At 71.8% G+C, this 25,022-nt stretch carries 19 protein-coding genes; 6 read left to right on the top strand and 13 right to left on the bottom strand.

All coding sequences use genetic code 11. The features are described 5' to 3' along the window. Window positions 1-79: 79 nt before the first annotated feature. Window positions 80-2,197 carry a DNA topoisomerase IV subunit B gene (locus FVS66_RS08045; protein WP_149180318.1) on the bottom strand — a complete coding sequence of 706 codons (2,118 nt, stop codon included), beginning with the start codon at window positions 2,195-2,197 and terminating at the stop codon, window positions 80-82. Between the two features lie 437 nt (window positions 2,198-2,634). Between FVS66_RS08045 and FVS66_RS08040 the strand changes: the two genes are divergently transcribed. Beyond that, a complete protein-coding gene (locus FVS66_RS08040; protein ID WP_149180317.1) occupies window positions 2,635-2,865 on the top strand; it encodes a hypothetical protein in 231 nt (76 codons plus the stop codon). Between the two features lie 153 nt (window positions 2,866-3,018). Here FVS66_RS08040 and FVS66_RS08035 read toward each other — a convergent pair whose 3' ends face one another. Together FVS66_RS08035 and FVS66_RS08030 are read right to left on the bottom strand one after the other, a co-directional pair. After that, the gene (locus FVS66_RS08035) at window positions 3,019-3,882 is read right to left on the bottom strand and encodes a serine protease (RefSeq protein ID WP_149180316.1); all 864 of its coding nucleotides are present in this window, start codon (window positions 3,880-3,882) and stop codon (window positions 3,019-3,021) included. Between the two features lie 180 nt (window positions 3,883-4,062). Continuing rightward, window positions 4,063-5,613 carry an RNA polymerase sigma factor gene (locus FVS66_RS08030; protein ID WP_187645437.1) on the bottom strand — a complete coding sequence of 517 codons (1,551 nt, stop codon included), beginning with the start codon at window positions 5,611-5,613 and terminating at the stop codon, window positions 4,063-4,065. On the opposite strand from FVS66_RS08030, the gene FVS66_RS34860 reads away from it, so the two are divergent. After that, complete coding sequence (locus tag FVS66_RS34860) at window positions 5,546-5,695, top strand: hypothetical protein (RefSeq protein WP_187645443.1); 150 nt, start codon at window positions 5,546-5,548, stop codon at window positions 5,693-5,695. The genes FVS66_RS08030 and FVS66_RS34860 overlap by 68 nt on opposite strands. 360 nt (window positions 5,696-6,055) lie before the next feature. Here the strand turns inward: FVS66_RS34860 and FVS66_RS08025 are convergent, their stop codons facing one another. The 5 genes from FVS66_RS08025 to FVS66_RS08005 form a co-directional block, all read right to left on the bottom strand. Beyond that, the gene (locus tag FVS66_RS08025) at window positions 6,056-6,943 is read right to left on the bottom strand and encodes a FadR/GntR family transcriptional regulator (RefSeq protein ID WP_149180314.1); all 888 of its coding nucleotides are present in this window, start codon (window positions 6,941-6,943) and stop codon (window positions 6,056-6,058) included. Window positions 6,944-7,112: 169 nt separating this feature from the next. Then, window positions 7,113-9,140, bottom strand: a complete 2,028-nt coding sequence (locus tag FVS66_RS08020; protein ID WP_149180313.1) for an ATP-binding cassette domain-containing protein — start codon at window positions 9,138-9,140, stop codon at window positions 7,113-7,115. 148 nt (window positions 9,141-9,288) lie between these two features. Then, on the bottom strand, window positions 9,289-10,059 hold the full coding sequence (locus tag FVS66_RS08015) for an NUDIX domain-containing protein (protein WP_149180312.1): 771 nt from the start codon (window positions 10,057-10,059) through the stop codon (window positions 9,289-9,291). 166 nt (window positions 10,060-10,225) lie between these two features. Continuing rightward, window positions 10,226-12,298: a glycogen debranching N-terminal domain-containing protein gene (locus FVS66_RS08010; protein ID WP_149180311.1), complete on the bottom strand. Its 2,073-nt coding sequence runs from the start codon at window positions 12,296-12,298 to the stop codon at window positions 10,226-10,228. A gap of 115 nt (window positions 12,299-12,413) precedes the next feature. Beyond that, window positions 12,414-13,931 (bottom strand): DUF4192 domain-containing protein, encoded by a 1,518-nt coding sequence (locus FVS66_RS08005; protein ID WP_149180310.1) that lies wholly within the window; start codon window positions 13,929-13,931, stop codon window positions 12,414-12,416. Window positions 13,932-14,044: 113 nt separating this feature from the next. On the opposite strand from FVS66_RS08005, the gene FVS66_RS08000 reads away from it, so the two are divergent. Beyond that, the gene (locus FVS66_RS08000; protein ID WP_149180309.1) at window positions 14,045-16,216 is read left to right on the top strand and encodes a RecQ family ATP-dependent DNA helicase; all 2,172 of its coding nucleotides are present in this window, start codon (window positions 14,045-14,047) and stop codon (window positions 16,214-16,216) included. Window positions 16,217-16,431: 215 nt separating this feature from the next. Next, window positions 16,432-17,064 (top strand): hypothetical protein, encoded by a 633-nt coding sequence (locus tag FVS66_RS07995; RefSeq protein ID WP_149180308.1) that lies wholly within the window; start codon window positions 16,432-16,434, stop codon window positions 17,062-17,064. Window positions 17,065-17,139: 75 nt separating this feature from the next. On the opposite strand, the gene FVS66_RS07990 is transcribed toward FVS66_RS07995, so the two are convergent. The 3 genes from FVS66_RS07990 to FVS66_RS07980 all read right to left on the bottom strand — a co-directional run bounded on the left by FVS66_RS07990 (window position 17,140) and on the right by FVS66_RS07980 (window position 19,741). Next, window positions 17,140-17,772, bottom strand: coding sequence for a hypothetical protein (locus FVS66_RS07990; RefSeq protein WP_149180307.1), 633 nt, complete (start codon window positions 17,770-17,772; stop codon window positions 17,140-17,142). 92 nt (window positions 17,773-17,864) lie between these two features. Then, window positions 17,865-18,575 carry a ribonuclease HII gene (locus tag FVS66_RS07985; RefSeq protein WP_149180306.1) on the bottom strand — a complete coding sequence of 237 codons (711 nt, stop codon included), beginning with the start codon at window positions 18,573-18,575 and terminating at the stop codon, window positions 17,865-17,867. Between the two features lie 254 nt (window positions 18,576-18,829). Beyond that, the gene (locus tag FVS66_RS07980) at window positions 18,830-19,741 is read right to left on the bottom strand and encodes an ADP-ribosylglycohydrolase family protein (protein WP_149180305.1); all 912 of its coding nucleotides are present in this window, start codon (window positions 19,739-19,741) and stop codon (window positions 18,830-18,832) included. Between the two features lie 155 nt (window positions 19,742-19,896). Here FVS66_RS07980 and FVS66_RS07975 point away from each other — a divergent pair, with 155 nt between their 5' ends. Continuing rightward, entirely contained in the window at window positions 19,897-20,574 is a 678-nt protein-coding gene (locus FVS66_RS07975) for a TetR/AcrR family transcriptional regulator (RefSeq protein ID WP_149180304.1), read from the top strand. Window positions 20,575-20,679: 105 nt separating this feature from the next. Here the strand turns inward: FVS66_RS07975 and FVS66_RS07970 are convergent, their stop codons facing one another. After that, window positions 20,680-21,285, bottom strand: coding sequence for a YdbC family protein (locus FVS66_RS07970; RefSeq protein ID WP_149180366.1), 606 nt, complete (start codon window positions 21,283-21,285; stop codon window positions 20,680-20,682). 134 nt (window positions 21,286-21,419) lie between these two features. Here FVS66_RS07970 and FVS66_RS07965 point away from each other — a divergent pair, with 134 nt between their 5' ends. Next, window positions 21,420-21,950, top strand: a complete 531-nt coding sequence (locus FVS66_RS07965; RefSeq protein ID WP_149180303.1) for a TerD family protein — start codon at window positions 21,420-21,422, stop codon at window positions 21,948-21,950. 89 nt (window positions 21,951-22,039) lie between these two features. Here FVS66_RS07965 and FVS66_RS07960 read toward each other — a convergent pair whose 3' ends face one another. Further along, window positions 22,040-24,910 (bottom strand): vitamin B12-dependent ribonucleotide reductase, encoded by a 2,871-nt coding sequence (locus FVS66_RS07960; protein WP_149180302.1) that lies wholly within the window; start codon window positions 24,908-24,910, stop codon window positions 22,040-22,042. Window positions 24,911-25,022 lie beyond the last annotated feature (112 nt).

The following is a 25,022-nucleotide window of genomic DNA, read 5'->3' as shown; positions in this document are numbered from 1 at the left end:
GTGGTGCCGGGAGGGGGAGGCGGACGGAGCGGGCCGCCGGAGAAGGACGACCGAGACGGACGACGGAGGGAGGCGGCCCTCAGGCGTCGATGCGGGAGCGGTCGAGCGTGGCCGCCGAGCTGGTGATGAACTCCTTGCGGGGCGCCACGTCGTTGCCCATCAGCAGGTCGAAGACCTGCTCCGCCGCCTCCAGGTCGCCGATGTTGATCCGGCGCAGGGTGCGGTGGCGCGGGTCCATGGTGGTCTCCGCGAGCTGGTCGGCGTCCATCTCGCCGAGGCCCTTGTAGCGCTGGATGGAGTCCTTGAACCGGACGCCCTTGCGCTGGAACTCCAGCAGCGTCTGCCGCAGCTCGCTGTCCGAGTACGTGTACACGTACTTGTCCTGGCCACGCTTGGGCTGGATGAGCTCGATGCGGTGCAGCGGCGGTACGGCGGCGAAGACGCGGCCGGCCTCCACCATGGGGCGCATGTACCGCTGGAAGAGCGTGAGGAGCAGGCAGCGGATGTGCGCGCCGTCGACATCGGCGTCGACGAGCAGCACGATCTTGCCGTACCGGGCGGCGTCGAGGTCGAAGGTCCTGCCGGATCCGGCCCCTATGACCTGGATGATCGCGCCGCACTCGGCGTTCTTCAGCATGTCCGAGACGGACGACTTCTGGACGTTGAGGATCTTGCCGCGGATCGGCAGCAGGGCCTGGAACTCGCTGTTCCGGGCGAGCTTGGCCGTACCGAGCGCGGAGTCACCCTCGACGATGAACAGCTCGCTGCGCTCGACGTCGTCGCTGCGGCAGTCGGCGAGCTTGGCGGGCAGCGACGAGGTCTCCAGCGCGGTCTTGCGGCGCTGGGCCTCCTTGTGCTGGCGGGCCGCGATACGGGTGCGGGCAGCGGCGACGGCCTTCTCCAGCACGGCGCGGGCCTGGGCCTTGGCGTCGCGCTTGGTGGAGGTCAGGAACGCCTTGAGTTCCTTGGCGACGACGTTGGCGACGATCCGGTTGGCGGCGGACGTCCCGAGGACCTCCTTGGTCTGGCCCTCGAACTGCGGCTCGGCCAGCCGGACGGTCACGACGGCGGTGAGGCCCTCCAGTGCGTCGTCCTTGACGATGTCGTCCTCTGCGACGCGAAGCAGCTTGGAGGCGCGCAGCACCTCGTTCACAGTCCTGGTGACGGCGCGCTCGAAGCCGGTGACGTGGGTGCCGCCCTTGGGGGTGGCGATGATGTTGACGAACGACCTGACCGTCGTGTCGTAGCCGGTGCCCCAGCGGAGGGCGACGTCGACGCCGAGCTCGCGGGTGACCTCGGTGGGGGTCATGTGGCCGCGCTCGTCGAGGACGGGCACGGTCTCCTTGAAGGTGCCCTGGCCGGTGAGGCGGAGGATGTCGCAGACGGCCTTGTCCTGGGCGAGGAACTCGCAGAACTCGCTGATGCCGCCGTCGAAGCGGAAGACCTCCTCGCTCTTGCCGACGCCCTCGAGGTCGCGGTCGTCGCGGACGACGATGGTGAGGCCGGGGACGAGGAAGGCGGTCTGCCGGGCGCGCTGGTGCAGGGTCTCCAGGGAGAGCTTGGCGTCCTTGAGGAAGATCTGCCGGTCCGCCCAGTACCGCACGCGTGTGCCGGTGCGGGTCTTGGGGACGCGCTTGCCCTTGCGGAGGCCGTTGCCCGGGTCGAAGGGGGCGTCGGGGCCGGACTCGGTGAAGATGCCGGGGACGCCGCGGCGGAAGCTGATCGCGTGCGTGGCGCCGCTCCGGTCGACCTCGACGTCGAGGCGGGCCGACAGGGCGTTCACCACGGAGGCACCCACGCCGTGCAGACCGCCGGACGCGGCGTAGGAACCGCCGCCGAACTTGCCGCCGGCGTGCAGCTTGGTCATGACGACCTCGACGCCGGAGAGCCCGGTCTTGGGCTCGACGTCGACGGGGATGCCGCGGCCGTTGTCCCGGACCTCCACGGAGCCGTCGTCGTGGAGTGTCACGTCGATGTGGTCGCAGTAGCCGCCGAGGGCCTCGTCGACGGAGTTGTCGATGATCTCCCAGAGGCAGTGCATGAGACCGCGACTGTCGGTGGACCCGATGTACATGCCGGGGCGTTTGCGAACCGCTTCGAGCCCCTCGAGTACGAGCAGGTGCCGCGCGGTGTAGTTGGAACCGTCACGGTCTGCGGTCAGCAGCGCACTGGACGGAACGGACGTCTCGGCGGTCACGCGGTTCGCTCCTCGCTGAATTTGAGTTCTGGCCCATGGGGGTAAAGGCTCGGCTTCTGTGCCGGTCCGAGCGTACAGAGCCCTGGTAGAGCCGGTGTAACGCCACCCTCGTGAAAACTCATGCTAGTCCAGAGTCGCATGCATGTTCGATCCCTCGGTCGGGTGACGTGGACATCACGTTCCCTTCCAGGCATGAACCATTTAGGCTCCGGGCACGTCCTCATGAACAACCGGCAACCCAGCCGGGGGGACATACGAGACAAGCAACGCGAAACCCGTAACGCACGGCGACACGGCAATACGGCTCATTCGCCGCCAACCGGCAGCAGACAGCCGCCTTGAAAAAGTTTCGAGGAAAAGCCGCGAGCGGGAACGTTTTCGGCCTGGTTGGATGTTGACCCTGGTACGACAGCTCGTCGAGCTAGAGAAGAGGCGACGTGACTACTGTTCTGACCCCCGCGAGCCCGCTGACGGCCGCCGACCGCTGCGACCGCTGCGGCGCCCAGGCATATCTGCGCGTCGTGCTGACAAGCGGTGGCGAACTGCTCTTCTGCGCCCACCACGGTCGCAAGTTCGAGCCGGAACTGAAGAAGATCGCCGCGGAGATACAGGATGAGACCGACCGGCTCACCACGGTGCCGGCCGGCGCAGGCGACGAGGACCGCTGACACGCGCATCCACGACGAGCCGACCCCCAGGTCTCGGACACGGGCGGCCTCCCCTGACCAAGGGCTGGGCCGTCCGTCCCGTACCCCCGACCCGACCATCAGGCCCCGGGACACCATCCCGGGGCCTCGGCACGTGCGGAGCCGGGCGGGCCGTCACGGCAGGAAGACACCCGGGACATGGGACGTCAGGGGCTCGGGAAGGACCGCCGAGACGCGGGTGTAGACGCCCGGGCTGTCCGCCCGGCCGCAGCCGCTCCCCCAGGAGACCAGGCCGATGAGCCGCCCCCGCGCGACCAGCGGACCGCCGCTGTCGCCCTGGCAGGCGTCACGGCCGCCCTCGGGATGCCCAGCACACAGCATCGTGTCGGGGAGGTACCGGGAAGGGCCCTTGCCGGCCGGGTAGGCACGTGCGCAGGATGCGTCGGGCAGGACGTACACCTGTGCGGCGCGGAGCCCGTACGCGTACGTACCGATACCCGTGGTGTCCCCCCAGCCGTACACCGTCGCCGACGTACCGGGCGCGTACGCGGTGTCGCCCTTGGGCGCCACGGGCAGGGTGTGGCCGGGCGGCAGGGGCGCGGCGAGGGTCAGTACGGCGACGTCGCCCGCCTGGGTCTCCGGGTCGTACGCGGGGTTGACCCACATGCTCTTGACGGGCATCTCGAAGCCACCGCTCCCCCGCAGCTCCGTACGGCCCGCGATGATCTTGAGGTCCCGGAGCCGGCTGGGGTGTACACCCAGCACATCCTCCCTCAAGCAGTGCGCGGCGGTGGCCACCTTCGCCGGGGCGATGACCACGCCGCCGCAGAACTGCCCCGCCCGCATGCGCCCGAACTGGTCACGGCTGGACAGTGCCACCACCCAGGGCGCCTCGGAGACGCGCGTCTGTTGCCCGCCGACGACACCGCTGTCGGCGGTCGCGGGGGCGGGTGCCACAAGCGGCGCGACGACCGCCGCCGCGATGAGGGCGGCGGCTGCCGCCCGCTTCCTGCTGCTGGGATGACGCGTTCCGCGCATTCGGCCTCCTGACTCAGAGAAGCAGATTGTTCACTCAGCGTCAGTCAGGATGCGACAGCCCGCACCCGCGCAACGCCGGAGGGCCCGGCTCCTTCTCAGGAACCGGGCCCTCCGGGCGTAGCAGGCTTCGTCAGGGCCATGAGCTCGTCAGGACCTCGTCAGACCTCGTCAGGACGTCGCTCAGTCGAGGTAGTCCCGAAGGACCTGGGAGCGCGACGGGTGGCGCAGCTTCGACATGGTCTTGGACTCGATCTGGCGAATCCGCTCACGGGTCACGCCGTAGACCTTGCCGATCTCGTCCAGCGTCTTCGGCTGACCGTCGGTGAGGCCGAAGCGCATGGAGACGACGCCCGCCTCACGCTCGGAGAGCGTGTCGAGCACCGAGTGCAGCTGCTCCTGGAGGAGCGTGAAGCTGACCGCGTCGGCCGGCACGACCGCCTCGGAGTCCTCGATCAGATCACCGAACTCGCTGTCACCGTCCTCGCCGAGCGGGGTGTGCAGCGAGATGGGCTCGCGGCCGTACTTCTGGACCTCGATGACCTTCTCGGGGGTCATGTCGAGCTCCTTGGCCAGCTCCTCCGGCGTGGGCTCGCGGCCCAGGTCCTGGAGCATCTGGCGCTGGACGCGCGCGAGCTTGTTGATGACCTCGACCATGTGCACCGGGATACGGATGGTGCGGGCCTGGTCGGCCATGGCGCGGGTGATCGCCTGGCGGATCCACCACGTGGCGTACGTGGAGAACTTGTAGCCCTTGGTGTAGTCGAACTTCTCGACCGCGCGGATCAGACCGAGGTTGCCCTCCTGGATCAGGTCCAGGAACAGCATGCCTCGGCCCGTGTAGCGCTTGGCGAGGGAGACGACCAGACGGAGGTTGGCCTCCAGCAGGTGGTTCTTGGCGCGCCGGCCGTCCTCGGCGATGATCTCGAGCTCGCGCTTGAGCTTGGGCGCCAGCTTGTCGGCGTTGGCCAGCTTGTCCTCGGCGAACAGACCGGCCTCGATGCGCTTGGCGAGCTCGACCTCCTGCTCGGCGTTGAGCAGCGGGACCTTACCGATCTGCTTCAGGTAGTCCTTGACCGGGTCGGCGGTGGCGCCGGCCACGGCGACCTGCTGCGCGGGCGCGTCGTCCTCGTCCTCGTCGGACAGGACGAAGCCCTTGGCCTCACCGTCGGTCTCTTCTTCCTCGCCCTTGCCGGGCTGGACCTCCTCGAGGACCTCTTCGCCCTCGACGATCTCTTCGGTGTCCTTCTTGGCGGCCGTCTTCTTGGCCGTCGTCTTCTTGGCCGCGGTCTTCTTCGCGGCCGTCTTCTTCGCCGCGGTCTTCTTCGCGGCGGTCTTCTTGGCAGGGGTACCGGCCTCGTCGGCCGGAGTGTCCGCACTCTGGGCCTCCGGGGCCGCCGGGGAGGACGCGGCCGCCTTGGCAGCGGTCGTCCTCGCGGTGACGGCCTTGGTGGCGGTGCGCTTTGCCGGGCTCTTCGCTGCGACGCTCTTGCGGGCGCGCTTAGGCGACTCCGCTGCACTGACCATCAGCGTCACACCCTCTTCCTCGAGGATCTGATTGAGGCTGCGCAGAACATTCTTCCACTGGGTTGGCGGAATCTGGTCAGCCTCGAAGGCCCGACGCACGTCATCGCCGGCGATCTGCCCATCAGCCTTTCCCCGCTCGATGAGCGCCATCACAGACTCGGACTCGGCGATCTCCGGCGGGAGCGTACGGGATGTGCTGGCCGACACGAACAACCTCTCGGAACGATGGAAACGGCTTCCGGCCCCGCCCATGATCGGGCCGGAGCCGACGACCGCCGGCGGGGAGTGAGCCGACGACGCGGGCTGAACCTCGGAGGTGCACAGCGCCGTCAACGGCGGCCGTATTCCCTTCTAGGCCATCACCTCTTAAGTCATCGCCGTGCTTCGAGGAGCGTTACGCCCAATCCACGTGGCCCGAGTCACACCGCAGAACGGGAGTAAACGGCCAGATGGGATGATTGCCGCGCAATCCTGCCACCGGGCCGTATCGGCGCCCGTGTCGCCGGAGCGCCACCGGGCCGTGCCGCCGGTCCTTCGAGTACCTGAATTGGTCAGGTACCCAGTAGGCCCCGGCGACACGCCTGCGTACGACACTTCCGCACGAGCTCGGTTCGTCACTGTGCGTGCGGCCCGCAGTCACGGGCCGCGGTCAGTGCTCGCGCGGAGCGGGCACGACCCGTTCCACGTCGGGCTGAATGGTGAGGAGCTGCCGCATGGCGGCCTCGGCGGCCTGACCGTCGCCGGTGGCCAGGGCTTCGACGATGCGGGAGTGGTGGGCGAGGCAGGAGTCCCCGGGGTGGTCGCAGCTGATCGCCGGGGCGCCGGAGACCTGGAGGGCTGCGGAGACGATGCCGGAGAGGTGCTCCAGCATGCGATTGCCGGCGAGCTGGATGAGGAGCGAGTGGAACTCGGTGTCGGCGCGCGAGAACGTGATCGCGTCGCCCTGGGCGAGGGCGTGCCCCATGATCTCGACCATGTCGCCGATGCGCTGCTGGACATCCTGCCGCCCGTGGCCCGCGGCGAGGCGGGCGGCCAGGGGTTCGATGGTCCAGCGGAGCTCGGCGAGCTCGCGGCGCTGGTCGTCGCGCTGGGGCCCGAAGGCTCGCCACTCGATGATGTCGGGGTCCAGGAGGTTCCAGTCGCTGACCGGGCGGACGCGGGTGCCGACGTTGGGCCGCGCGCTGACGAGGCCCTTGGCCTCCAGGACGCGGAGCGACTCGCGTACGACGGTGCGGGAGACCTCGAAGCGCTGGCCGATCTCCTCGGGGACGAGCGGCCGGTCGGCGCCGAGGTCGCCGGAGACGATCATCTGGCCGAGCTGCTGGACGAGTTGACCGTGGAGTCCGCGGCCGCGGTTGCCGGCCGCTCGGCGGCCCATGCGGCCCAACTCCGTTTCGGTGGTGTCCCAGGAGGGCGCACCGACGCGGTCTGCGGCGGGGGCCTCCCCGTAGGGGTAGCGGTCGAGACCGCCCGTGGCGGCGAGGGGGGCCTCGGCGGGGCGGGCGGCGGTCATCATGGTGTGCGCAAGGGTACTCACGCATCCTTTGTCGGCGCGGGTTCCGGAGCCCTTGAGGTCTTTGGTGAAAAGCACACGAAAGGGTGATCGGCGCCCGCTCTGCAATTGACGCCTTATCGGAAGGAAGCGGGCAAAATCCAAGGGCCTGCGACCGATTGAAGCGCAACGATCACTTGTCGATCGACGCTGATCACCAACGGGCTCTGCGACGCATCCCCGCGAACAGAAACGCGCAGAGGAGCGCGGTCAGGGACAAGGCCAGTGCCGCGCCGACGGGTTGGGCCATCACCCGCAGAGCGCCGTCGACCCAGCGGTCGGCCTCCCGGGGCCCGCGGGGCCAGGCCAGTTCGCGGAGCCGCGCGGGCAACCCGGCGACGGTGCGGACAGACGGGCCGAGGAGCGCCTTCTCGACGAGCGGGGCGATCAGCACCGGTACGGCGAGAACGGCCGCGAACCCGGCGGCGGCGACCCGGAACACACCGGCCGCAAGCAGACCGGCCCATGCGCAGCCGACCAGGAGAGCGATCCAACCACCGCAGAGCAACGGCCAGTTACCGGGCACCGGGATCAACGCGCCGCCGTACAAAAGCCGTAGCACCTCCAGGTCCACGACGGCGACCACGACGGCGAGCAGCAGGGCTGTGGCGGCCGTCACCGCGAGCTTGGCCAGCAGCAGGCCGAGTCGGCGCGGGGCGGCTCCGAGGGAGGCGGGCAGCGCCGGGTACCGGTACTCGTCCCCGAAGGAGTAGGCCCCGATGAGCCCGGCCCCCAGCGCGGCAGGCGGCAGCGGCAGCAGCTCCGGCCAGGCGGCCACGGTGGCGGGCAGCGGCACTCGCCCGAAGCGCGCCAGCAGCACGGCGAGCACGGCGGACACGACGACCGCGGCGCCGAGGACGACCGCGGTCGAGGGCACACCCGCGATACGCCGCAGCTCGTACCGGAGCGGCCGCAGGGGCCCGCGCCGCGGTTTGACGGCGTCGCGTTCGGGCGTGCGGGGGGTGGGGTGGCATGGGGTGGCGTGGCCTCGGTGGTGAGCGCGAACCTGACCGGGCTCGGGTGCGGAGGTGGGGACGCGGGCGGGTCCGGTGTCGGGCTCCGGCGCGGAGGCGAGACTGTCGGCGGGTGCGGGTGCGGGTGCGGGGCCGGGGCAGGGTGCGGGGCCGGGGCAGGGTGCGGAGCCGGGGCCGGGTGCGGGTCCGGGGCCGGGGCCGGGGCCGGGTGCGAGGTCGGGTGCGGATGCGGGTGCGGGTCCGGCGTCGGTCGGTGCGGGGGCTGCGGGGCCGGCACTTTCGGGGGCTGGTGCGGGGGGTCGGTCGTTCTCCTCGGCTGCGGGAGCCGTCGGAGCGTGAACGGGGCCTGTCTCGTCGGCCAGGCGGTGGAGGAGGATGCCATGGCGGAACGCGGCCTCGCCCACCTCGGCGCAGTCGGTGCCGTACACGTACAGCCGGTTGCCGTGGTCGGCGACGGCCTCGACCGAGCGACGGGCGGCGCGGGCTTCGCGGGTGAGGTGGGCGGCGAGGCGGGTGGCGTGCGGGGTGCGGACCGCGACGCGAGGGCGGAGCCTCGTACGGGCGAAGGCGACGGCGTCCTGGTCGGCGACCAGCCGGCCTGCGGCCACGGCGACGACCCGGTCGGCGGTGCGCGCGGCCGCCTTGGCGTCGGCGGTGGTGTACAGGACGGTGCCGCCGTGGGCGGCATGGGTGCGCAGCAGGCCGTGCAGCCGGCCGGCCTCGCGCGGCGACAGCCCGGCGGCGGGCTCATCCAGGATCAGCGTGTGCGGGTCGCCCAACAGGGCCGCCGCGACGCCGAGTCGGCGGTCCATCCCCCGGGACAGGGCGCCGAGCCGCTGGTCGCGGAGAGACTCCAGGCCGACGACGCCGAGCAGGTCGTCGGCGCGGGTGACCGGTACGCCCGCGGCCGCGCACAGCATCCTGAGCTGGCCGCGCACGGTCCGCGCGGGATGGCCGGGTACGTCACCGAGGAGCACGCCGACCTCGCGCAGCGGGTGGGCGACTCGATGCAGCGGCCGGCCTCGGAAGTAGGTGACGCCCCGGCCCCGTTCGAGGCCGAGCATCAGCCGCAGCGCGGTTGTCTTGCCGGAGCCGGGCGGGCCGAGGAGGACGGTGACCTTACCGGGCCTCGCCTCGAAGGTGAGGTCGTCCACGGCGGGCGGGCGGTTCCGGCGGGGCGTGCTGGTGAGTCCGATTGCCTGGAGCATCGCTTCTCTCGCGGTAGATGAGACCGCTCGGCGGCAGGGCGGGTACCGGAGCACGATAACCCGGCATTTCGGACTTTTTACGCAAGGGTGCGAGGGCCCGGGCGCCGGATTCCCGGGCGTTGCCGTATACGTCCCTCAGATACGTCCCTCAGACTTCCGGGCGCAGCATCGGCGGGTTGAGCAGGGTCGCGCCGCCCGCGCGGAAGAGCTGGGCGGGGCGGCCGCCCTGGCGCGTGGTGGTGCCTCCGGCGGGCACCAGGAAGCCCGGCGTGCCGGTGACCTTCCGGTGGAAGTTGCGCGGGTCGAGCGCCACGCCCCACACCGCTTCGTACACCCGCCGCAGCTCGCCGACCGTGAACTCGGGCGGGCAGAAGGCAGTGGCCAGCGACGAGTACTCGATCTTGGAGCGGGCGCGTTCGACTCCGTCCGCCAGAATGCGCGCGTGGTCGAAGGCGAGCGGGGCGGGCGGCTCCCCGTCGCGGCCGAAGCCGGTCTCGGGGCTGAGCAGTTCCTCCACGGGAGCCCAGCGCACACTGTTGGCGTCGCCGCCCGGCCGGGGCGCGGGCAGGTCGGGCGCGAGGGCGAGGTGGGCGACGCTGACGACCCGCATACGGGGGTCGCGCTTGGGGTCGCCGTAGGTGGCCAGCTGCTCCAGGTGGGCACCGGCCCCGGGCGCGGGCGACGGATCGCCCGGATCGTGCACGCAGAGCCCCGTCTCCTCGGACAGCTCCCGGGCGGCGGCCGCCCCGAGGTCCTCGTCGGGCCGCACGAACCCCCCGGGCAGCGCCCAGCGTCCCTGAAAGGGCGGTTCCCCTCGCCGGACGACCAGTGCGCAGAGGGCGTCACTGCGCACCGTGAGGACGACCAGGTCGACGGTCACGGCGAAGGGCGGGAAGGCCGAGGGGTCGTAGGGGGGCATGCCGCGATCATAGTCGTCTGCCTGACGATAAACACGCCCGTCGCGATCTACCTTCACGACTTCCGACGCGGTCTCGCCTCCATGGTCACCCCGTTCACTCGTCCGTCGCTCGTTCCGTTCCCCTCGCCGTTCCTCCGCCCGTTCCCCGGCAGCGGCACGCATGCGGTCACACCCCCAACTGAAGTCCGGCGGCGGCCTCCTCGACCATGCCGAGGCCCAGTCTGCTCACGCGCACCGCGAACGGCTCCCCCGCGACACTGAGCCCGTCCAGCCGGATCGCCCCCAAGGGGGCGCAGCGTACCGGGTGCAGCGCCACTGTGCGGGCCGGTGCGTCCGGGCGGATGCCCGCGAGAGCGGTGAGCACATGAACGGCGGCGGCCGCGGCCACGGCGGCCGGGCGACAGGCGGCAGGGTGCGGCACGGGTGCGCCGTCCGCCGTCCGCTGGTCCCCCGCGTATATCTCGGGGAGCCGGTACCCGAACGCCTCGGCTGCGTCGAGCATGCCCCGGAGCAGGCCGGACGCCTCCTTCTCGTACCCCGCGGCGGCGAGCCCGGACACGGCGACGGCTGTCTCATGGACGCGGACTGCCCCTGCCCGGTGACCGAACGGGTTGTGCCCCGGCTCCTTGGCCCCGAGACTGCGCAGCCCCCAGCCGGTATCGAGAGCGGGGCTGCCGAGCAGCCTCGCCACCTGGTCGGTCTGCACCTTGTCCAGCAGGCCCTCCGCACGGCGGCCCGACCCGAGCAGGCCGGTGTCGAGGAGGTGGGCCATGGCTCCGCCCAGGTGCGGCAGGGGGCGTCCGTCGGCGGCGAGGCCCGAGGCCGGGCGCCCGCCCGTCAGGTCGTCCAGCCAGAAGCCCTCGCGGAAGCGCCCGCGCAGGGCGGAGGCCCAGTCGCGCCAGTCGTCGGCCCCGCGCCGGTCGCACGCCTCCAGAAGGTCGGCGCCGAGCAGGGCGGCCCGGTGGGCGTGGGCCTGCGTCTCGGCACGCCGTACCTGTCCGGCGGGGCCCGGCTCGGCCACCAGTCCGTCGCCGTCGACCGCTTCTCGCAGCCAGTGCAGGCATCGCTCGGCGGTGGGCAGCAGCTCCGCCAGGCCCTGTTCGGGGAGGCCCCAGAGACGGGCCTCCGCGAGCACGGCCGGGAAGGCGAGCGTGGCTTCGACGCCGGTGCAGGCGGGCGGGAGGTGGGGGCCCGCGTCGCGGAGCGGTCCTGGGACCCGCCCGGCAGACGGCCCCGTCCCGGCGGGTACACCGCGGGCGACGCCGCGCAGGGTGTCCGCGGCGAGCCGGGTGCCGAGCGGAAGGACCATACGGGCGGCCCAGAGCGCCTCGGCCGGGGCGAGGCCGGTGCGCCAGGGGACGCCTGCCGCGAGATGGAGGTCCGCCGGGTACGCGGGGTCGCGGAGAAGCAGTGCCCGCAGATCGTCGAGGGCGGTCCGGAGCAGCTTCGCCGTCCGGGGGTCGTCGCCCTCGGCGCGGGCCTCCAGGAGGCTCTGCCCACCCGTCCGGGCGGCCGGCCGGAAGGTGCGCCCCGCGTGGACGCCCAGTTCGATGGTGCGGGCGGCTCCTGGGGCCAGCTCCAGCTCCCAGCGCAGCAGTCCGGCGGAGGCCAGGGCGTCCTCGGGCGTGGGTTCGGCGGTGACGACGGCCTGGGCACCGTCCCACGCCGACCAGCGGAGCCCCGACCCGTGGACGGTGGCCCGCAGTTCGGGTCCTGGCCGTCCGGAGGCGACAGCGCCGAGGACGGCGAGGTCGGTGCCGAGTGCGAGTTCGACAGGGATCCGGAGTGGGCGGCCCGTCGCGTTGCGCAGGGTGATCCGCTCGGAGCCGTCGGCGTCCCGGGTTCGTTCCACGGAGACACAGGGGTCGGGGCCCGGGTCGGCGGGGGTACGGACAACGCCGAGGAACCGGGCCCGGTCGGCGGAGGCGAGCCGGCCCTGGAGCGTGATGGGTTCGCGGCCGAACACCCGCAGCCGGCAGCGGGCGAGCAACCGTCGGCCCGACCGGTAGACGCCTTCGAGGCCGTGGCCGGTGAGCTGGCCGTGCTCCGCCGAGATCGCCAGGCCGGGGAGGGCGACGCAGACGAGGGCGTGGTGCACGGACGGCAGTTCCCCGGTGCGCCCTGCCGGGGGCGGCGGACCGTGGCCGACGGCGGACGGCGGACGGGTCTGACCGCCGGGGTTCCGGGCAGGTGTGTGTCCGGCGGGGCGGGAGGTCGGGGAGGGGACGGTGAGGTCCATGGTTCGTCTGCTGAGCCTTCTGTGCGCTCCGGACAGCCGCTGGAGGTACGGCGGCACGGGTCGGGCGACTCCGCCACAGACGTGAACGGTGGTACGTGGGTGGGGGTCACGGCCGTCACCGGCCACTCCCACTGTCAGTCCCGCTCCCGCTCCCGGGCCCGGTGCCGGTGCCGGTGCTGCCGGGCAGACCGTCGCCCGGTCCACCGTCCCGCGTGCCGCCCCGGCCGCTGCGCTGCCCCTGGAGGTCGCCGCCGCGTCCGGTGCGCGTCGCCGTGGGGACGGGCACCGCGGCGGGGCGGGACGGGTGTGGCGCGGCGGGCGGAGTGCTCCCGGCTGCCCGCGGCCGGACTGCCGCGCGGGTACGCGTCCTCCGCCGCACCCCGCGCGCCCCGCTGCCTCGGGCCCTGCCCCGTGTGCCGGACGCACGCCGTGCTTCGGCCGCCGCCGTACGGGCGTCGCGCTCGCCGCGGAGGCACTGGCGGAGGGTCTCGGGGTCCAGCTGCTCGTTGCACGCCTGGTGCAGCAGCCGGGCGAACACGTACTCGGGGTCGGCCTCCAGCGCGAGCCCCAGAGCGACGCGGGCGCTCGGCTCGTCGCCGGTCGACCAGGCGACCCATCCGGCGAGGGTGAGCGGTGCGGCGGCGTGTTCCCGGTAGGCGCCGACGCAGCGGCGGGCCAGCGCCCGCCACAGCCGGAGAGCGGGGTCCGCCTCCGGGCCCTCCATCCACTCGGCGGCGCGGTCCCGGGTGCGGCGGTCCTGCAGGCCGACGATCAGCTCGGCGGCCTCCTCGTGTCCGATGAGGGCGTCGTCCCTGTCGTCGCACGTGCCCTGGTCGGCGAGGGGCGGGTGCTCGGTGAGCCGGTCGAGCAGCCGGTGTGCCAGCAGGATCGTGTCGTCCCGCACACGTTTGCGGGCCTTCGTGCCGAGCATGCGGTGCACGAGCGCGGCGCTCGCCGCGTCCAGGGCCCGCTCCTGCTCGGCCACGGTGGCAGCGGTCGTCCGGGGCTTAAGCCTGGCCTCCATGTCGCGCAGCGAGCCGCGGACGTGGATGCCCGCGTAGGCCGCGGCGGCCGCCATCACCGATGTGCCGGGCGGGGCGAGCCGGGTTCCGTCGGGCGGGCAGCAGTCACTGTCGGGGCAGCAGTACGACCAGGACCTGCCGGCGGAGACGCACAGTGCCTCGTACACCGGGACGTCGAGTGCCCCGCACGCCGTGCGCAGCTTCTGGGCGAAGGGCCGCAGCCGCTCCATCACCTGTCGGCCGCTCTCCCCGTCCGCCGGGTCCTGGCAGAGGAAGACGACGATGCCGTCCGGCCGGGAGCCGCGCCGCTCGCAGCCTTCGACCAGGCATTCGGCGAGCTGTTCGGCGACGGGCGCCCATTCGCGGGGCGAGCGCGGAATGCCCAGCCTGAGCCGCCCGCCGAAGCGGCCGAGCTCTCCGTGCAGCGCCAGCAGAACTACGGAGTCGGTCGGGTGGAAGCCCAGCATGTAGGGCAGCGCGTCGGCCAGTTCCGCCGGCCCTCGCAGGGTGATCTGCGGCTCCTCGGTGAAACCGGTCGAGCGGACGGGGAGCGGGCTGCCGGACGGCGGGTGTGCGTCGTGGGGACCCGTGTTGTCGTGGTGTGCGTTCATGGCTCGACGGTCCCGTCACAGCCGCCATCCCGTCGACCCCTGTGGATAACGTTGTCCACAGGGCGCGGCGGCCCGTTCGCCGGTTGTCGGTGTGGTGCTGTTCCATGTGAGGCATGGAGCACACGAACGACGGAGATCTGCGTGCGGCAGCGGACGCCGTGCTGGCCCGCCTGGTCGGCGACGCCACCGGTGCGGCGAAGCTGCGCGAGGACCAGTGGCGGGCCATCGAGGCGCTGGTCGCGCATGGCAGACGGGCGCTGGTCGTGCAGCGCACCGGCTGGGGCAAGTCGGCCGTGTACTTCGTGGCCACGGCGCTGCTGCGGGCCCGGGGCGGCGGCCCGACGGTGATCGTCTCGCCACTGCTCGCGCTCATGCGGAACCAGGTGGAGGCCGCGGCCAGGGCCGGTATCCACGCCCGGACGATCAACTCGTCGAACACGGAGGAGTGGGAGACCGTCCAGGAGGAGATCGCACAGGGCGGGGTCGATGTGCTCCTGGTCTCGCCGGAACGGCTGAACAACCCCGACTTCCGCGATCAGGTGCTGCCCCGGCTGACCGCGGCGACGGGCCTGCTCGTGGTCGACGAGGCGCACTGCATCTCGGACTGGGGGCACGACTTCCGCCCCGACTACCGCAGGCTGCGCACCATGCTGGCGGAGCTGCCGCCGGGTGTGCCGGTCCTGGCGACCACCGCGACGGCCAACGCGCGGGTGACGGCGGACGTCGCCGAGCAGCTGGGCACCACGGCGGGCTCCGACGCCCTGGTGCTGCGCGGCCCGCTGGACCGCGAAAGCCTGCGGCTGGGTGTCGTCCAGTTGCCCGACGCGGCGCACCGGCTGGCCTGGCTCGCCGACCATCTCGGTGAGCTTCCGGGCTCGGGGATCATCTACACGCTCACGGTCGCGGCGGCGGAGGAGGTCGCCGCGCATCTGCGGCAGTGCGGGTACGCAGTGGCCTCGTACACGGGCCGCACGGAGAACGCGGACCGCCGCCAGGCGGAGGAGGATCTCCTCGCCAACCGGGTCAAGGCCCTGGTCGCCACGTCGGCCCTGGGCATGGGTTTCGACAAGCCGGACCTGGGGTTCGTGGTGCACCTCGGCTCCCCCTCCTCCCCCATCGCCTACTACCAGCAGGTGGGCCGGGCCGGCCGCGGTGTGGCGCACGCCGAGGTGCTGCTGCTGCCCGGCCGGGAGGACGAGGCGATCTGGCAGTACTTCGCCTCGGTGGCCTTCCCTCCCGAGGAGCAGGTGCGGCGCACCCTGGACGTCCTGGCGCACGCCGACCGGCCTCTGTCACTGCCGGCGCTGGAGCCGCTGGTCGAGCTTCGGCGTGCCCGGCTGGAGACCATGCTCAAGGTCCTCGACGTGGACGGGGCGGTACGCCGGGTGAAGGGCGGCTGGACGAGCACGGGCCGACCCTGGTCCTACGACACGGAGCGGTACGCCTGGGTGGCGCGGCAACGGGCGACCGAGCAGCAGGCGATGCGCGACTACGTCACGACGGACGCCTGCCGTATGGAGTTCCTGCGGCGACAGTTGGACGACGAGGAGGCGACGCCGTGCGGCCGTTGTGACAACTGTGCGGGGCCGCGCTTCGACCCCAAGGTGTCAGCCACCACTCTGGAAACAGCGCGCGGTGAGCTGAACAGGCCCGGGGTGGAGGTCGAGCCGCGCAAGATGTGGCCCACGGGGCTGCCGGCGGTCGGCGTCGACCTCAAGGGCCGTATCCCGGCCGGGGAGCAGTCGTTCCCGGGCCGGGCGCTCGGGCGGCTGTCGGACATCGGCTGGGGCAACCGGCTGCGGCCGATGCTGGCGGAGCGGGCACCGGACGGGCCGGTGCCCGACGATGTGGTCGAGGCGGTGGTGCGGGTCCTGGCCGACTGGGCCAAGGGGCCGGGCGGCTGGGCGTCCGGCGGTGCGGAGGCGCCACCCCGTCCGGCCGGGGTGGTCACGGTCGACTCGCGCAGCCGTCCCCGACTGGTGGCTTCGCTGGGCGGGCGGATCGCGGAGGTCGGCAGGATGCCGCTGCTGGGCTCCGTCACGTACACCCCGGAGGCGGTGGACGCGCGGATCTCACGGACCAACAGCGCCCAGCGTCTGTGCGGTCTGCACCGGGCGCTGACCGTTCCGGCCGATCTTGCCGACCGGTTGTCGTCGCTGGGCGGGCCGGTGCTGCTGGTCGACGACTTCGCGGACAGCGGCTGGACGCTCGCCGTCGCGGCGCGCCTGCTCCGGCGGGCCGGTGCACCGGGGGTGTTTCCGCTGGTCCTGGCCGTCGCGGGGTGACGGGGGCGGGAAACGGAATTACTGCGGCCGGGAATTGGGTGTCATACCAGCCCATTCCCGTCAGGGGCCCCAATTGCTCGTTGCCGCCCACCCATGACGCCCGCAAGAATTGGATTCCGCCCCAGCACGGTCTGTTCGCGGTCCGAAGGGCCGTGTCGCGGCGCGCCCTCACCCGACCCTGCCCGCACTGTGGGCGCGTATGCGAAGGGAGGACCGTGACCTTCGGATTCGCTCCGTCCGCAGCCGGCTCGTTGTCCACACCGGCCGCCACTGCCAGCCGTCTCGCCCGTATGCTCGAGCCCGCCGAGTGGGCGGCTGCCGGAATTCCCCTGCTACGCAACCCTCGTGAAGTCGTCACCGGACTGCACGCCCGTCACCGGCCGAGTCCCGCGACGGCCGTCGTCGCCGTACTCGACCACGAGGAACGGCTCACCGCCAGCGCCTCGTTCACACCCCGGCAAGCGACACCGGCGGACGGCTGGGAGTTCCGCAACGCGCTGCTCGCGCATCTGCGCCGGGTCGTCCCGCACGATCTGCGGCGCCGCACCCCGGTGCGTACCGCGGTCCTGCTCTACTGCCGTGACGGTGACGCGCGCTGGACGGAGGAGGACGGGGCGTGGATGTGGGGTCTGCGGGACGCCTGCACACTCCACGGGCTCCGCTGCGGCGCCTACATCACCCTGACCCACGACGGCTGGCAGGTGCTGGGCGAGGGCCGCGGCGGACGGCACCCCCACTCTGCGTCCCCGCCGAGCGACCTCGCGGAGAGCGGCGTGGACAACGGTCCGTCGGCGCCGCGCAGGGCGAGTGGCGCCCCCGAGCCCCTGCGGCGGACAGCGGCGCGCTAGCCGCCACCCAGCCACGAGAGGACCGGGGCACCGGGCCGGACGGACGGTGCCGTCCGGCCACGCTGTGGCGTTCCGTCAGACGGCGGTGCCCAGTACGGCGTTGATCCGCTGCGGGTCGCCGCACACGATGAGCAGCGCGTCGGCGCGGTTCATCGCGGCGGGCAGCGCACTGGCCGCGGTGGCGTCGTCGCCGCCGTTGACCGCGACGACCACCACGGGCCGGGCCGAGGCGCGGTCCGCCGCCGAGGCGTCGGCGAAGAACACATCGTCGCCCGCGTCGTGCTGGGCCCAGTAGGAGCCTTCACCGAAGGACAGTTCGTGCGCCGCCCAGGGGTGCTGCTCACCGGTGGTGAGCACCAGGATCTCGCCGGGCGCGCGACCACTCTCCAGCAGGAGGTCGATCGCCTCCTCGGCGGCGTCGACGGCGCCGTCCACCGGAGCGGGGATCAGCTGGATCTGCGGTTGGTTCCGGGAGGCCCCGGAACGATTCTCCGGCCGGGGCGTCGGCTGCCCGCCGCCGGTGTGCGGGCGCGGTGCCGCGGGCGTGGGCCTGGCCGGGCCCGGACCCGGACGGCCGGGACGGGGCGAGGCCGCGGAACGCGGGCCGGGTACGGGTCGGGGGGTCGGCGCGGGACGGCCTGCGGCCGGCGTGGCGCGGGGACCCTGGGCACTCTCGTGAATCTGAGGCTCCTCGGGGATGAGAGGCATGAATGGATGTCTATCAAACGCCGGTGCCAGGGGCATCGGCGGGTGGCTCGTATACGCGGTTCCGCTGGCGCGGCCGCGGGCCTGGTGGACGGTCAGAAATCGAAGCCGAGCTGGCCCCCGCTTTCCAGTTCGACCGCCTCCTGGGAGAGGCGGACCTTCTTGAGATGCCGCCACTGGGGCAGCGCGTCAAGATACGCCCAGCTCAGACGGTGGTGCGGAGTGGGGCCCCACTCGGCGAGCGCGGCCTTGTGCACCGGCGACGGGTAGCCCGCGTTGGCCGAGAACTCGAACGGCGCATACACGTCGGAGTGCGCCTCCAGTTCGGCCATCATTGCGTCCCGCCGCACCTTGGCGATCACCGATGCCGCCGCCACGGCGACACAGGACTGGTCGCCCTTGATCACCGTACGCACCTGCCAGGGATCGCCGAGGTAGTTGTGCTTGCCATCGAGGATGACTGCGTCAGGCCGCACCGGCAGGGCTTCCAGTGCGCGTACGGCGGCCAGACGCAGTGCCACTGTCATCCCGTGCTCGTCGATCTCCTCCACGGAGGCGTGCCCCAGCCCGTAGGCCGTGACCCACCGCTCGAGCTCCGCGGCCATTTCGGTGCGGCGCTTGGGAGTGATGAGCTTGGAATCGGTGAGTCCGGCCGGGGGCCGACGCAGTCCGGTGACAGCGGCACAGGCCGTGACGGGCCCTGCCCACGCCCCGCGTCCGACTTCGTCGACTCCGGCGATGATCTTGGCGCCGGTTGTCGCTCGGATCGAGCGCTCGACGGTGTGTGTGGGAGGTTCGTACGGCATGGCGCCTGACAGGTTACGCCGCCCGTCCCCTCCCGCAACACTCGGATTGGCATCCTGTGCCGTACCCCTCTCGGCGGCGGGCCGGAGGACCGGGGTGCCGGAGGCTGTGGCGGTGGCGGGGCGGCACTCGTCACCGTCTCCGTGCCACCATCATAGGTTCGCCACCGGAGTTGTACGGCAGGTGGGGTGCGGTTGCGGACGCGCGCCCGGGCTCTGGCGCGGGCGTCCGTGGGTGAGCGGCTGTGAGCGGGACGTCAGCGGGTCGGGCCGGACGGCAGCCAGTCGGGGAACTCCTCGGTGCGGGCCAGCCAGGCGGCGGGCGGCGCACCGGCCGCCGTGGCGGCGACGACGCCTCCGACGATGGCGCAGGTCGTGTCGACGTCGCCGCCCGCCTGGGCCGTCGTCCAGAATGCCCGCTCGTAGTCGCCCAGCGACCGGGCGGCCGACCACAGGGCGAACGGCACGGTGTCGTGGGCGCTCGTACGCCGTCCGCAGCCGAGCACGGCGGCGACGGTCTGGGGGTCCCCGTAGTCGAGCATGTCGCGTGCGCGCCGCAGTCCGGCGCCCACGGCGCTGCGGGGCACCAGGGCGACGACGGCGTCGAGGAAGTCCGTGGCCTTCGGCGGGCCCTCCGGTGCGGCGGCGAGCGCGGCGGCGGCTGCCACCGCCATGCAGCCGACCACGGCCTCCCGGTGCTGGTGGGTGGTGTAGGAGGAGATCTCGGCCTGGTGGGTGGCCTGCTCGGGGTCGTCGGCGTACCAGGCGCCCAGCGGTGCGATACGCATCGCCGCGCCGTTGCCCCAGGAGCCCTGCCCCTGGAAGAGACCGGCGGCCAGCTCACGCCAGTCCCCGCCCTCTCTGATCAGCCGCAGCATGCGGTTGACGGCAGGGCCGTAGCCGCGGTCGAAGTCGTGGTGCTCGGCGAAGGAGCGGGCCAGCGCGTCCTGGTCGATGCGGCCGTGCTCGGCGAGTACGGCCAGCACGGAGCAGGCCATTTCGGTGTCGTCGGTCCACTGCCAGGAGCCGGACGGCAGCTCGCGTCGCTTCAGAAGGGGATAGTTGACGGGCACGAAGAACTGGGAGCCCAGGGCGTCTCCCACGGCCAGCCCGCGGAGGCTGGCGTGAGCGCGTTCGAAGCGCCGGTCGAGAGAGGAGTCAGCGGTCATCGCAGTGCCACTCTATCCGGTGACGCCGCGGCGCTCCGGGCTCGGCCGACAGGCGTCCGACCTCGACCCGGTATCGCGACGGCGGATTAATGCGACTTCAGCGGCGTTATGAGGAGTGTGGCACAATCAGCCTCCTAACGCAACGGGAGTAGCAATTGACCGGTCGACCGGAGCAGGACTCCGCGGAGTCCGCCCCTCCCGCCCCCGGCACCCGACGCCCCGGGGGCCGCACGGCGCGGACCCGCTCCGCCGTGCGCGACGCTGTCCTGACCGGCCTGGCCGAGCACGGCTATCCGGGCCTCACCGTCGAGTACGTGGCCGACCGGTCGGGCGTGCACAAGACGACCCTTTACCGCAGGTGGGGCGGGGTCGAGGAACTGGTGGCCGACGCGCTGGACCTCGCGGGCGAGGACGACTGGGCGCCACCGGACACCGGCAGCCTGGAGGGGGATCTGCGCACGCTCGCCCGGGAGATGTGCGACTCGTTCGCCGACCCCTCGGCGGCCGCGGCGCCCACCGCCCTCGTCGCCGCCGGGTTCCGGTCGGAGCGCGCGGCCGACGCGCTGCGGGCCTTCTACGCGGAACGGTTCGCGCGCTGCGAGGCCGTCGTGGAGCGCGCGGTGGCACGCGGCGAGGCGCCGGCCGCCACGGACGCCGGCGCGGTCATACGGACCGTGTCCGCACCCTTGTTCCTGCGGCTGTTCGTGACACGTGAGCCGGTCGGCACCGCGCTCGCCGACCAAGCGGCCGCGACGGCCGTCGCGGCGGTCCGCGCCGGAGTGTTCAGCACGGGCACCACCGGCGGCCACGCCGAGGCGGCCGACCCCCGCTGACGGCCGACTCCCCGCCGACAGCCGGCCGCACGGTCAGACGGCCGCACGGTCAGACGGCCGCACGGTCAGACGGCCGCGCGGTCAGACGGCCGCGCGGTCAGACGTTCAGACGGTCCAGGCGGCCTCGAGGTCGACGACGTCGCCCGTCAGGGCCACCACATCCACCGCTATCTGCGCGCGCAGGGCGAGCCGTTCCACCCGCTCCGTCCGGTACTTGCCGTGCTCGGCCGCCGACCGCCACATCGACAGCACCAGGAACTCGTTGCCCGGCGCCTCTCCGAACAGCCCCCGCAGCATGCCCGGGGATCCGGCCATCGCCGGGTTCCACACCTTCTCCTGCATCAGCGCGTAGTGCTCGACCCGGTCCTCGCGAATCCTGCTGTTGGCGACGCGTACGACGTCGGCGTCCGTGAACCGCGGCTCGAAGCCGGTCTTCACGTCGAAGCGGTGATCGAACAGCTTGACCTGTGGGTCCTTGTACGTGCCGGACTGCGCGGCGGCCAGCCTGTCGTGCGACCGCGCCATGAAGGAGTCGTAGAAGGGGCGGCTCTCCCAGAAGGAGAAGGCATGGGCCACACCGGGGCGCAGCCGGCTCCAACCACCGCCCTGCCCCCGGAACCCGGGCTCCCCCAGTAGCCCCGCCCATTTCCGCTGTCCCCGTTCGAACCCCCGACGGTCCACCACGGTGCAGCGAGTCCACTTGACCAGCACCGCGCCATCGTACGGCGCGGAGAACCGCACCATGCCGCATTCCGCGCTGACGCTACGTGACACGATGGACAAGGCAGCCGGAACGAAGGGGAGTTGGCCCCTCCGTATCACTGGCACCAAGAGAGGGGGAACCTGTGAGCAGTCTCAACAAGGGGGTCGACAAGGTCGAGGTGGCCCTCAAGTGGGACCCGAGCACCGACGGCGGGCCGGAGCACGACCTCGACATCATCGCCGCGGTCTACCCGGCCGCGGAGCCCTTCGGGGAGCCGGTCTACCTGGTGCACTTCGACAGCCGTTCGCCGGACGGCACCATCACCCTGAACAGGGACAGCCGTACGGGGCTCGGCTTCGGCGTCGACGAGTCGATGACACTGGAGCTGAACCGGCTTTCCACCGCCTACGCGCGCGTAGTGGTGGGCGTCGCCATACAGCAGGGCGGCGGCCGCGTCACGTTCGGCGACGTGGACAACACCGAAGTGGTCGTGAAGGAGGGCTACCAGGAGCTGCTCAGCAACGACTTCACCGACGTACGGGACGCCACGGCGGCGACGGTCGTCGAGTTCACCCGCGAGGGAGCCACCACCTGGACGTACCGTCCCAGCGTCCGAGGCTTCGAGGGCGACCCGGAGGCCTTCACACGCCGGATGGGCGATCGTCTGCCCTGAACACCGCCGCAAAGAAGGTGGGGAGATCTCCTCGGAGATCTCCCCACCTCAGCGGGTCAGCGCGCCCGCGTCACCGTGCCGTCGCCGGATCAGCTGCAGCCGCTGGTCGAGCCGCAGCCCTCGCAGATGTAGCAGGAGCCGGCGCGCTGCATCTTGGTGCCGCAGGAGAAGCAGAGCGGGGCGTCCGCCTGGATGCCGAGCTGCATCTCGACCAGCTCGGCGGATGTGTGCGCCTGCTTCGGGGACGGCACCTCCGCCTTCGAGACCGGGGCGGCGGCCTTGGGGGCCTCCTGCTGGCGCGGGGCCGACTGGGCGAGGCCCTCGACGTCCACCTCGTCGTCGGACGGCTCGTACGAACCGGTCTCCAGGTGGCGCTGGCGCTCCTCGGCCGAGTGGATGCCGAGCGCCGAGCGGGTCTCGAACGGCAGGAAGTCCAGTGCCAGGCGGCGGAAGATGTAGTCGACGATCGACTGCGCCATCCGCACGTCCGGGTCGTCCGTCATACCGGCCGGCTCGAAGCGCATGTTGGTGAACTTCGAGACGTACGTCTCCAGCGGCACGCCGTACTGGAGGCCGACCGAGACGGCGATCGAGAAGGCGTCCATCATGCCCGCGAGGGTCGAGCCCTGCTTGGACATCTTCAGGAAGACCTCGCCGAGGCCGTCGTCCGGGTAGGAGTTGGCCGTCATGTAGCCCTCGGCGCCGCCCACCGTGAAGGAGGTGGTGATGCCGGGGCGGCCCTTGGGGAGGCGCTTGCGGACCGGGCGGTACTCGACGACCTTCTCGACCTTGGCGGGCTCGATCTCGGCCTTCTTCTCCTCCTCCTTCTTCTTGGCGGAGAGGGGCTGGCCGACCTTGCAGTTGTCGCGGTAGATCGCGAGCGCCTTGACGCCCATCTTCCAGGCCTCGAAGTAGACCTCTTCGACGTCCTCGACGGTGGCGGTCTCCGGGAGGTTGACCGTCTTGGAGAGGGCGCCCGAGATCCACGGCTGGATGGCCGCCATCATGCGGACGTGACCCATCGCGGAGATGGAGCGCTCGCCCATGGCGCAGTCGAAGACCTCGTAGTGCTCCGGCTTGAGGCTCGGGGCGTCGATCACATTGCCGTGGTCGGCGATGTGGGCGACGATCGCCTCGATCTGCTCCTCCTGGTAGCCCAGGCGGCGCAGGGCCTGCGGGACCGTGCCGTTGACGATCTGCATGGAGCCGCCGCCGACCAGCTTCTTGAACTTGACCAGGGCGAGGTCGGGCTCGAGGCCGGTGGTGTCGCAGGACATCGCGAGACCGATGGTGCCGGTCGGGGCGATGACGGACGCCTGCGAGTTGCGGAAGCCGTTCTTGTCGCCGAGGCGGACGACGTCCTGCCATGCCTCCGTGGCGGCAGCCCAGATCGGGGTGTCCAGGTCGTCCATGCGGACGGCCGCGGTGTTGGCGTCGGCGTGCTGCTTCATGACGCGCTTGTGCGCCTCGGCGTTGCGCGCGAAGCCGTCGTACGGGCCGACGACCGCGGCCAGCTCGGCGGAGCGGCGGTACGAGGCGCCGGTCATCAGCGAGGTGATGGCACCGGCCAGAGCACGGCCGCCGTCGGAGTCGTACGCGTGGCCCGTGGCCATCAGCAGGGCGCCGAGGTTGGCGTAGCCGATGCCCAGCTGGCGGAAGGCGCGGGTGTTCTCGCCGATCTTCTGGGTCGGGAAGTCCGCGAAGCAGATCGAGATGTCCATCGCGGTGATGACCAGCTCGACGACCTTGGAGAAGCGCTCGATGTCGAACGACTGGTTGCCCTTGCCGTCGTCCTTGAGGAACTTCATGAGGTTCAGCGAGGCCAGGTTGCACGAGGTGTTGTCCAGGTGCATGTACTCGCTGCACGGGTTCGAGCCGTTGATCCGGCCGGACTCGGGGCAGGTGTGCCAGTGGTTGATGGTGTCGTCGTACTGGATGCCCGGGTCGGCGCACGCCCAGGCTGCCTCGGCCATCTTGCGGAAGAGCGACTTGGCGTCGACCTCCTCGATGACCTCGCCGGTCATCCGTGCACGCAGGCCGAACCTGTCGCCCGCCTCGACGGCCTTCATGAACTCGTCGTTCACACGGACCGAGTTGTTGGCGTTCTGGTACTGGACGGACGTGATGTCGTCGCCGCCCAGGTCCATGTCGAAGCCCGCGTCGCGCAGGGCGCGGATCTTCTCCTCTTCCTTGACCTTGGTCTCGATGAAGTCCTCGATGTCGGGGTGGTCGACGTCGAGGATGACCATCTTGGCCGCGCGGCGGGTGGCGCCACCGGACTTGATCGTTCCTGCGGAGGCGTCGGCGCCGCGCATGAAGGAGACCGGGCCGGAGGCGTTGCCGCCCGAGGAGAGGAGCTCCTTGGAGGAGCGGATGCGGGAGAGGTTCAGGCCGGCGCCGGAGCCGCCCTTGAAGATCATGCCCTCTTCCTTGTACCAGTCGAGGATCGACTCCATGGAGTCGTCGACGGACAGGATGAAGCAGGCGGAGACCTGCTGGGGCTGCGGCGTGCCGACGTTGAACCAGACCGGCGAGTTGAAGCTGAAGATCTGGTGCAGGAGGGCGTAGGCGAGCTCGTGCTCGAAGATCTCGGCGTCGGCGGGCGATGCGAAGTAGCCGTGCTCCTCGCCGGCCTTCGTGTAGGTCTTCACGATGCGGTCGATGAGCTGCTTGAGGCCCGTCTCGCGCTGCGGCGTGCCGACGGCGCCGCGGAAGTACTTACTGGTGACGATGTTGACCGCGTTCACCGACCAGAAGTCGGGGAACTCGACGCCACGCTGCTCGAAGTTGACCGAGCCGTCGCGCCAGTTGGTCATGACGACGTCACGGCGCTCCCAGACGACCTCGTCGTACGGATGCACGCCGGGGGTCGTGTGGACGCGCTCGATACGCAGGCCCTTGCTCGCCTTGGACCCCTTGGCGCGGGAGCCTCGTGCCGGGCCGCTCGTCGTCTCTGTCATGCCGCCTCCCATATACGGGCAAAAACGCCCTGATGTGCCCAGATCTTCCCAAGGGCACGGTTTCTGTCTGTTGTCAGGGCGCTGCGGACAGCACCCGGACAGGTCGATCGGC

Origin of the sequence: Streptomyces sp. TRM49041 (assembly GCF_008271805.1) — a bacterium.
In the GTDB taxonomy this organism is placed as follows: Bacteria; Actinomycetota; Actinomycetes; order Streptomycetales; family Streptomycetaceae; genus Streptomyces.
This window is presented reverse-complemented; position numbering and strand designations above follow the sequence as displayed.

What these genes read in the sequence shown, in the direction of transcription:
- FVS66_RS08035 (WP_149180316.1), bottom strand. Translation starts at nt 3,882, where the DNA reads ATGCGCGGAACGCGTCATCCCAGCAGCAGGAAGCGGGCGGCAGCCGCC.
- FVS66_RS34860 (WP_187645443.1), top strand. Translation starts at nt 5,546, where the DNA reads ATGAGCGCCATCACAGACTCGGACTCGGCGATCTCCGGCGGGAGCGTA.
- FVS66_RS08020 (WP_149180313.1), bottom strand. Translation starts at nt 9,140, where the DNA reads ATGCTCCAGGCAATCGGACTCACCAGCACGCCCCGCCGGAACCGCCCG.
- FVS66_RS08015 (WP_149180312.1), bottom strand. Translation starts at nt 10,059, where the DNA reads ATGCCCCCCTACGACCCCTCGGCCTTCCCGCCCTTCGCCGTGACCGTC.
- FVS66_RS08010 (WP_149180311.1), bottom strand. Translation starts at nt 12,298, where the DNA reads ATGGACCTCACCGTCCCCTCCCCGACCTCCCGCCCCGCCGGACACACA.
- FVS66_RS08005 (WP_149180310.1), bottom strand. Translation starts at nt 13,931, where the DNA reads ATGAACGCACACCACGACAACACGGGTCCCCACGACGCACACCCGCCG.
- FVS66_RS08000 (WP_149180309.1), top strand. Translation starts at nt 14,045, where the DNA reads ATGGAGCACACGAACGACGGAGATCTGCGTGCGGCAGCGGACGCCGTG.
- FVS66_RS07990 (WP_149180307.1), bottom strand. Translation starts at nt 17,772, where the DNA reads ATGCCTCTCATCCCCGAGGAGCCTCAGATTCACGAGAGTGCCCAGGGT.
- FVS66_RS07985 (WP_149180306.1), bottom strand. Translation starts at nt 18,575, where the DNA reads ATGCCGTACGAACCTCCCACACACACCGTCGAGCGCTCGATCCGAGCG.
- FVS66_RS07980 (WP_149180305.1), bottom strand. Translation starts at nt 19,741, where the DNA reads ATGACCGCTGACTCCTCTCTCGACCGGCGCTTCGAACGCGCTCACGCC.
- FVS66_RS07960 (WP_149180302.1), bottom strand. Translation starts at nt 24,910, where the DNA reads ATGACAGAGACGACGAGCGGCCCGGCACGAGGCTCCCGCGCCAAGGGG.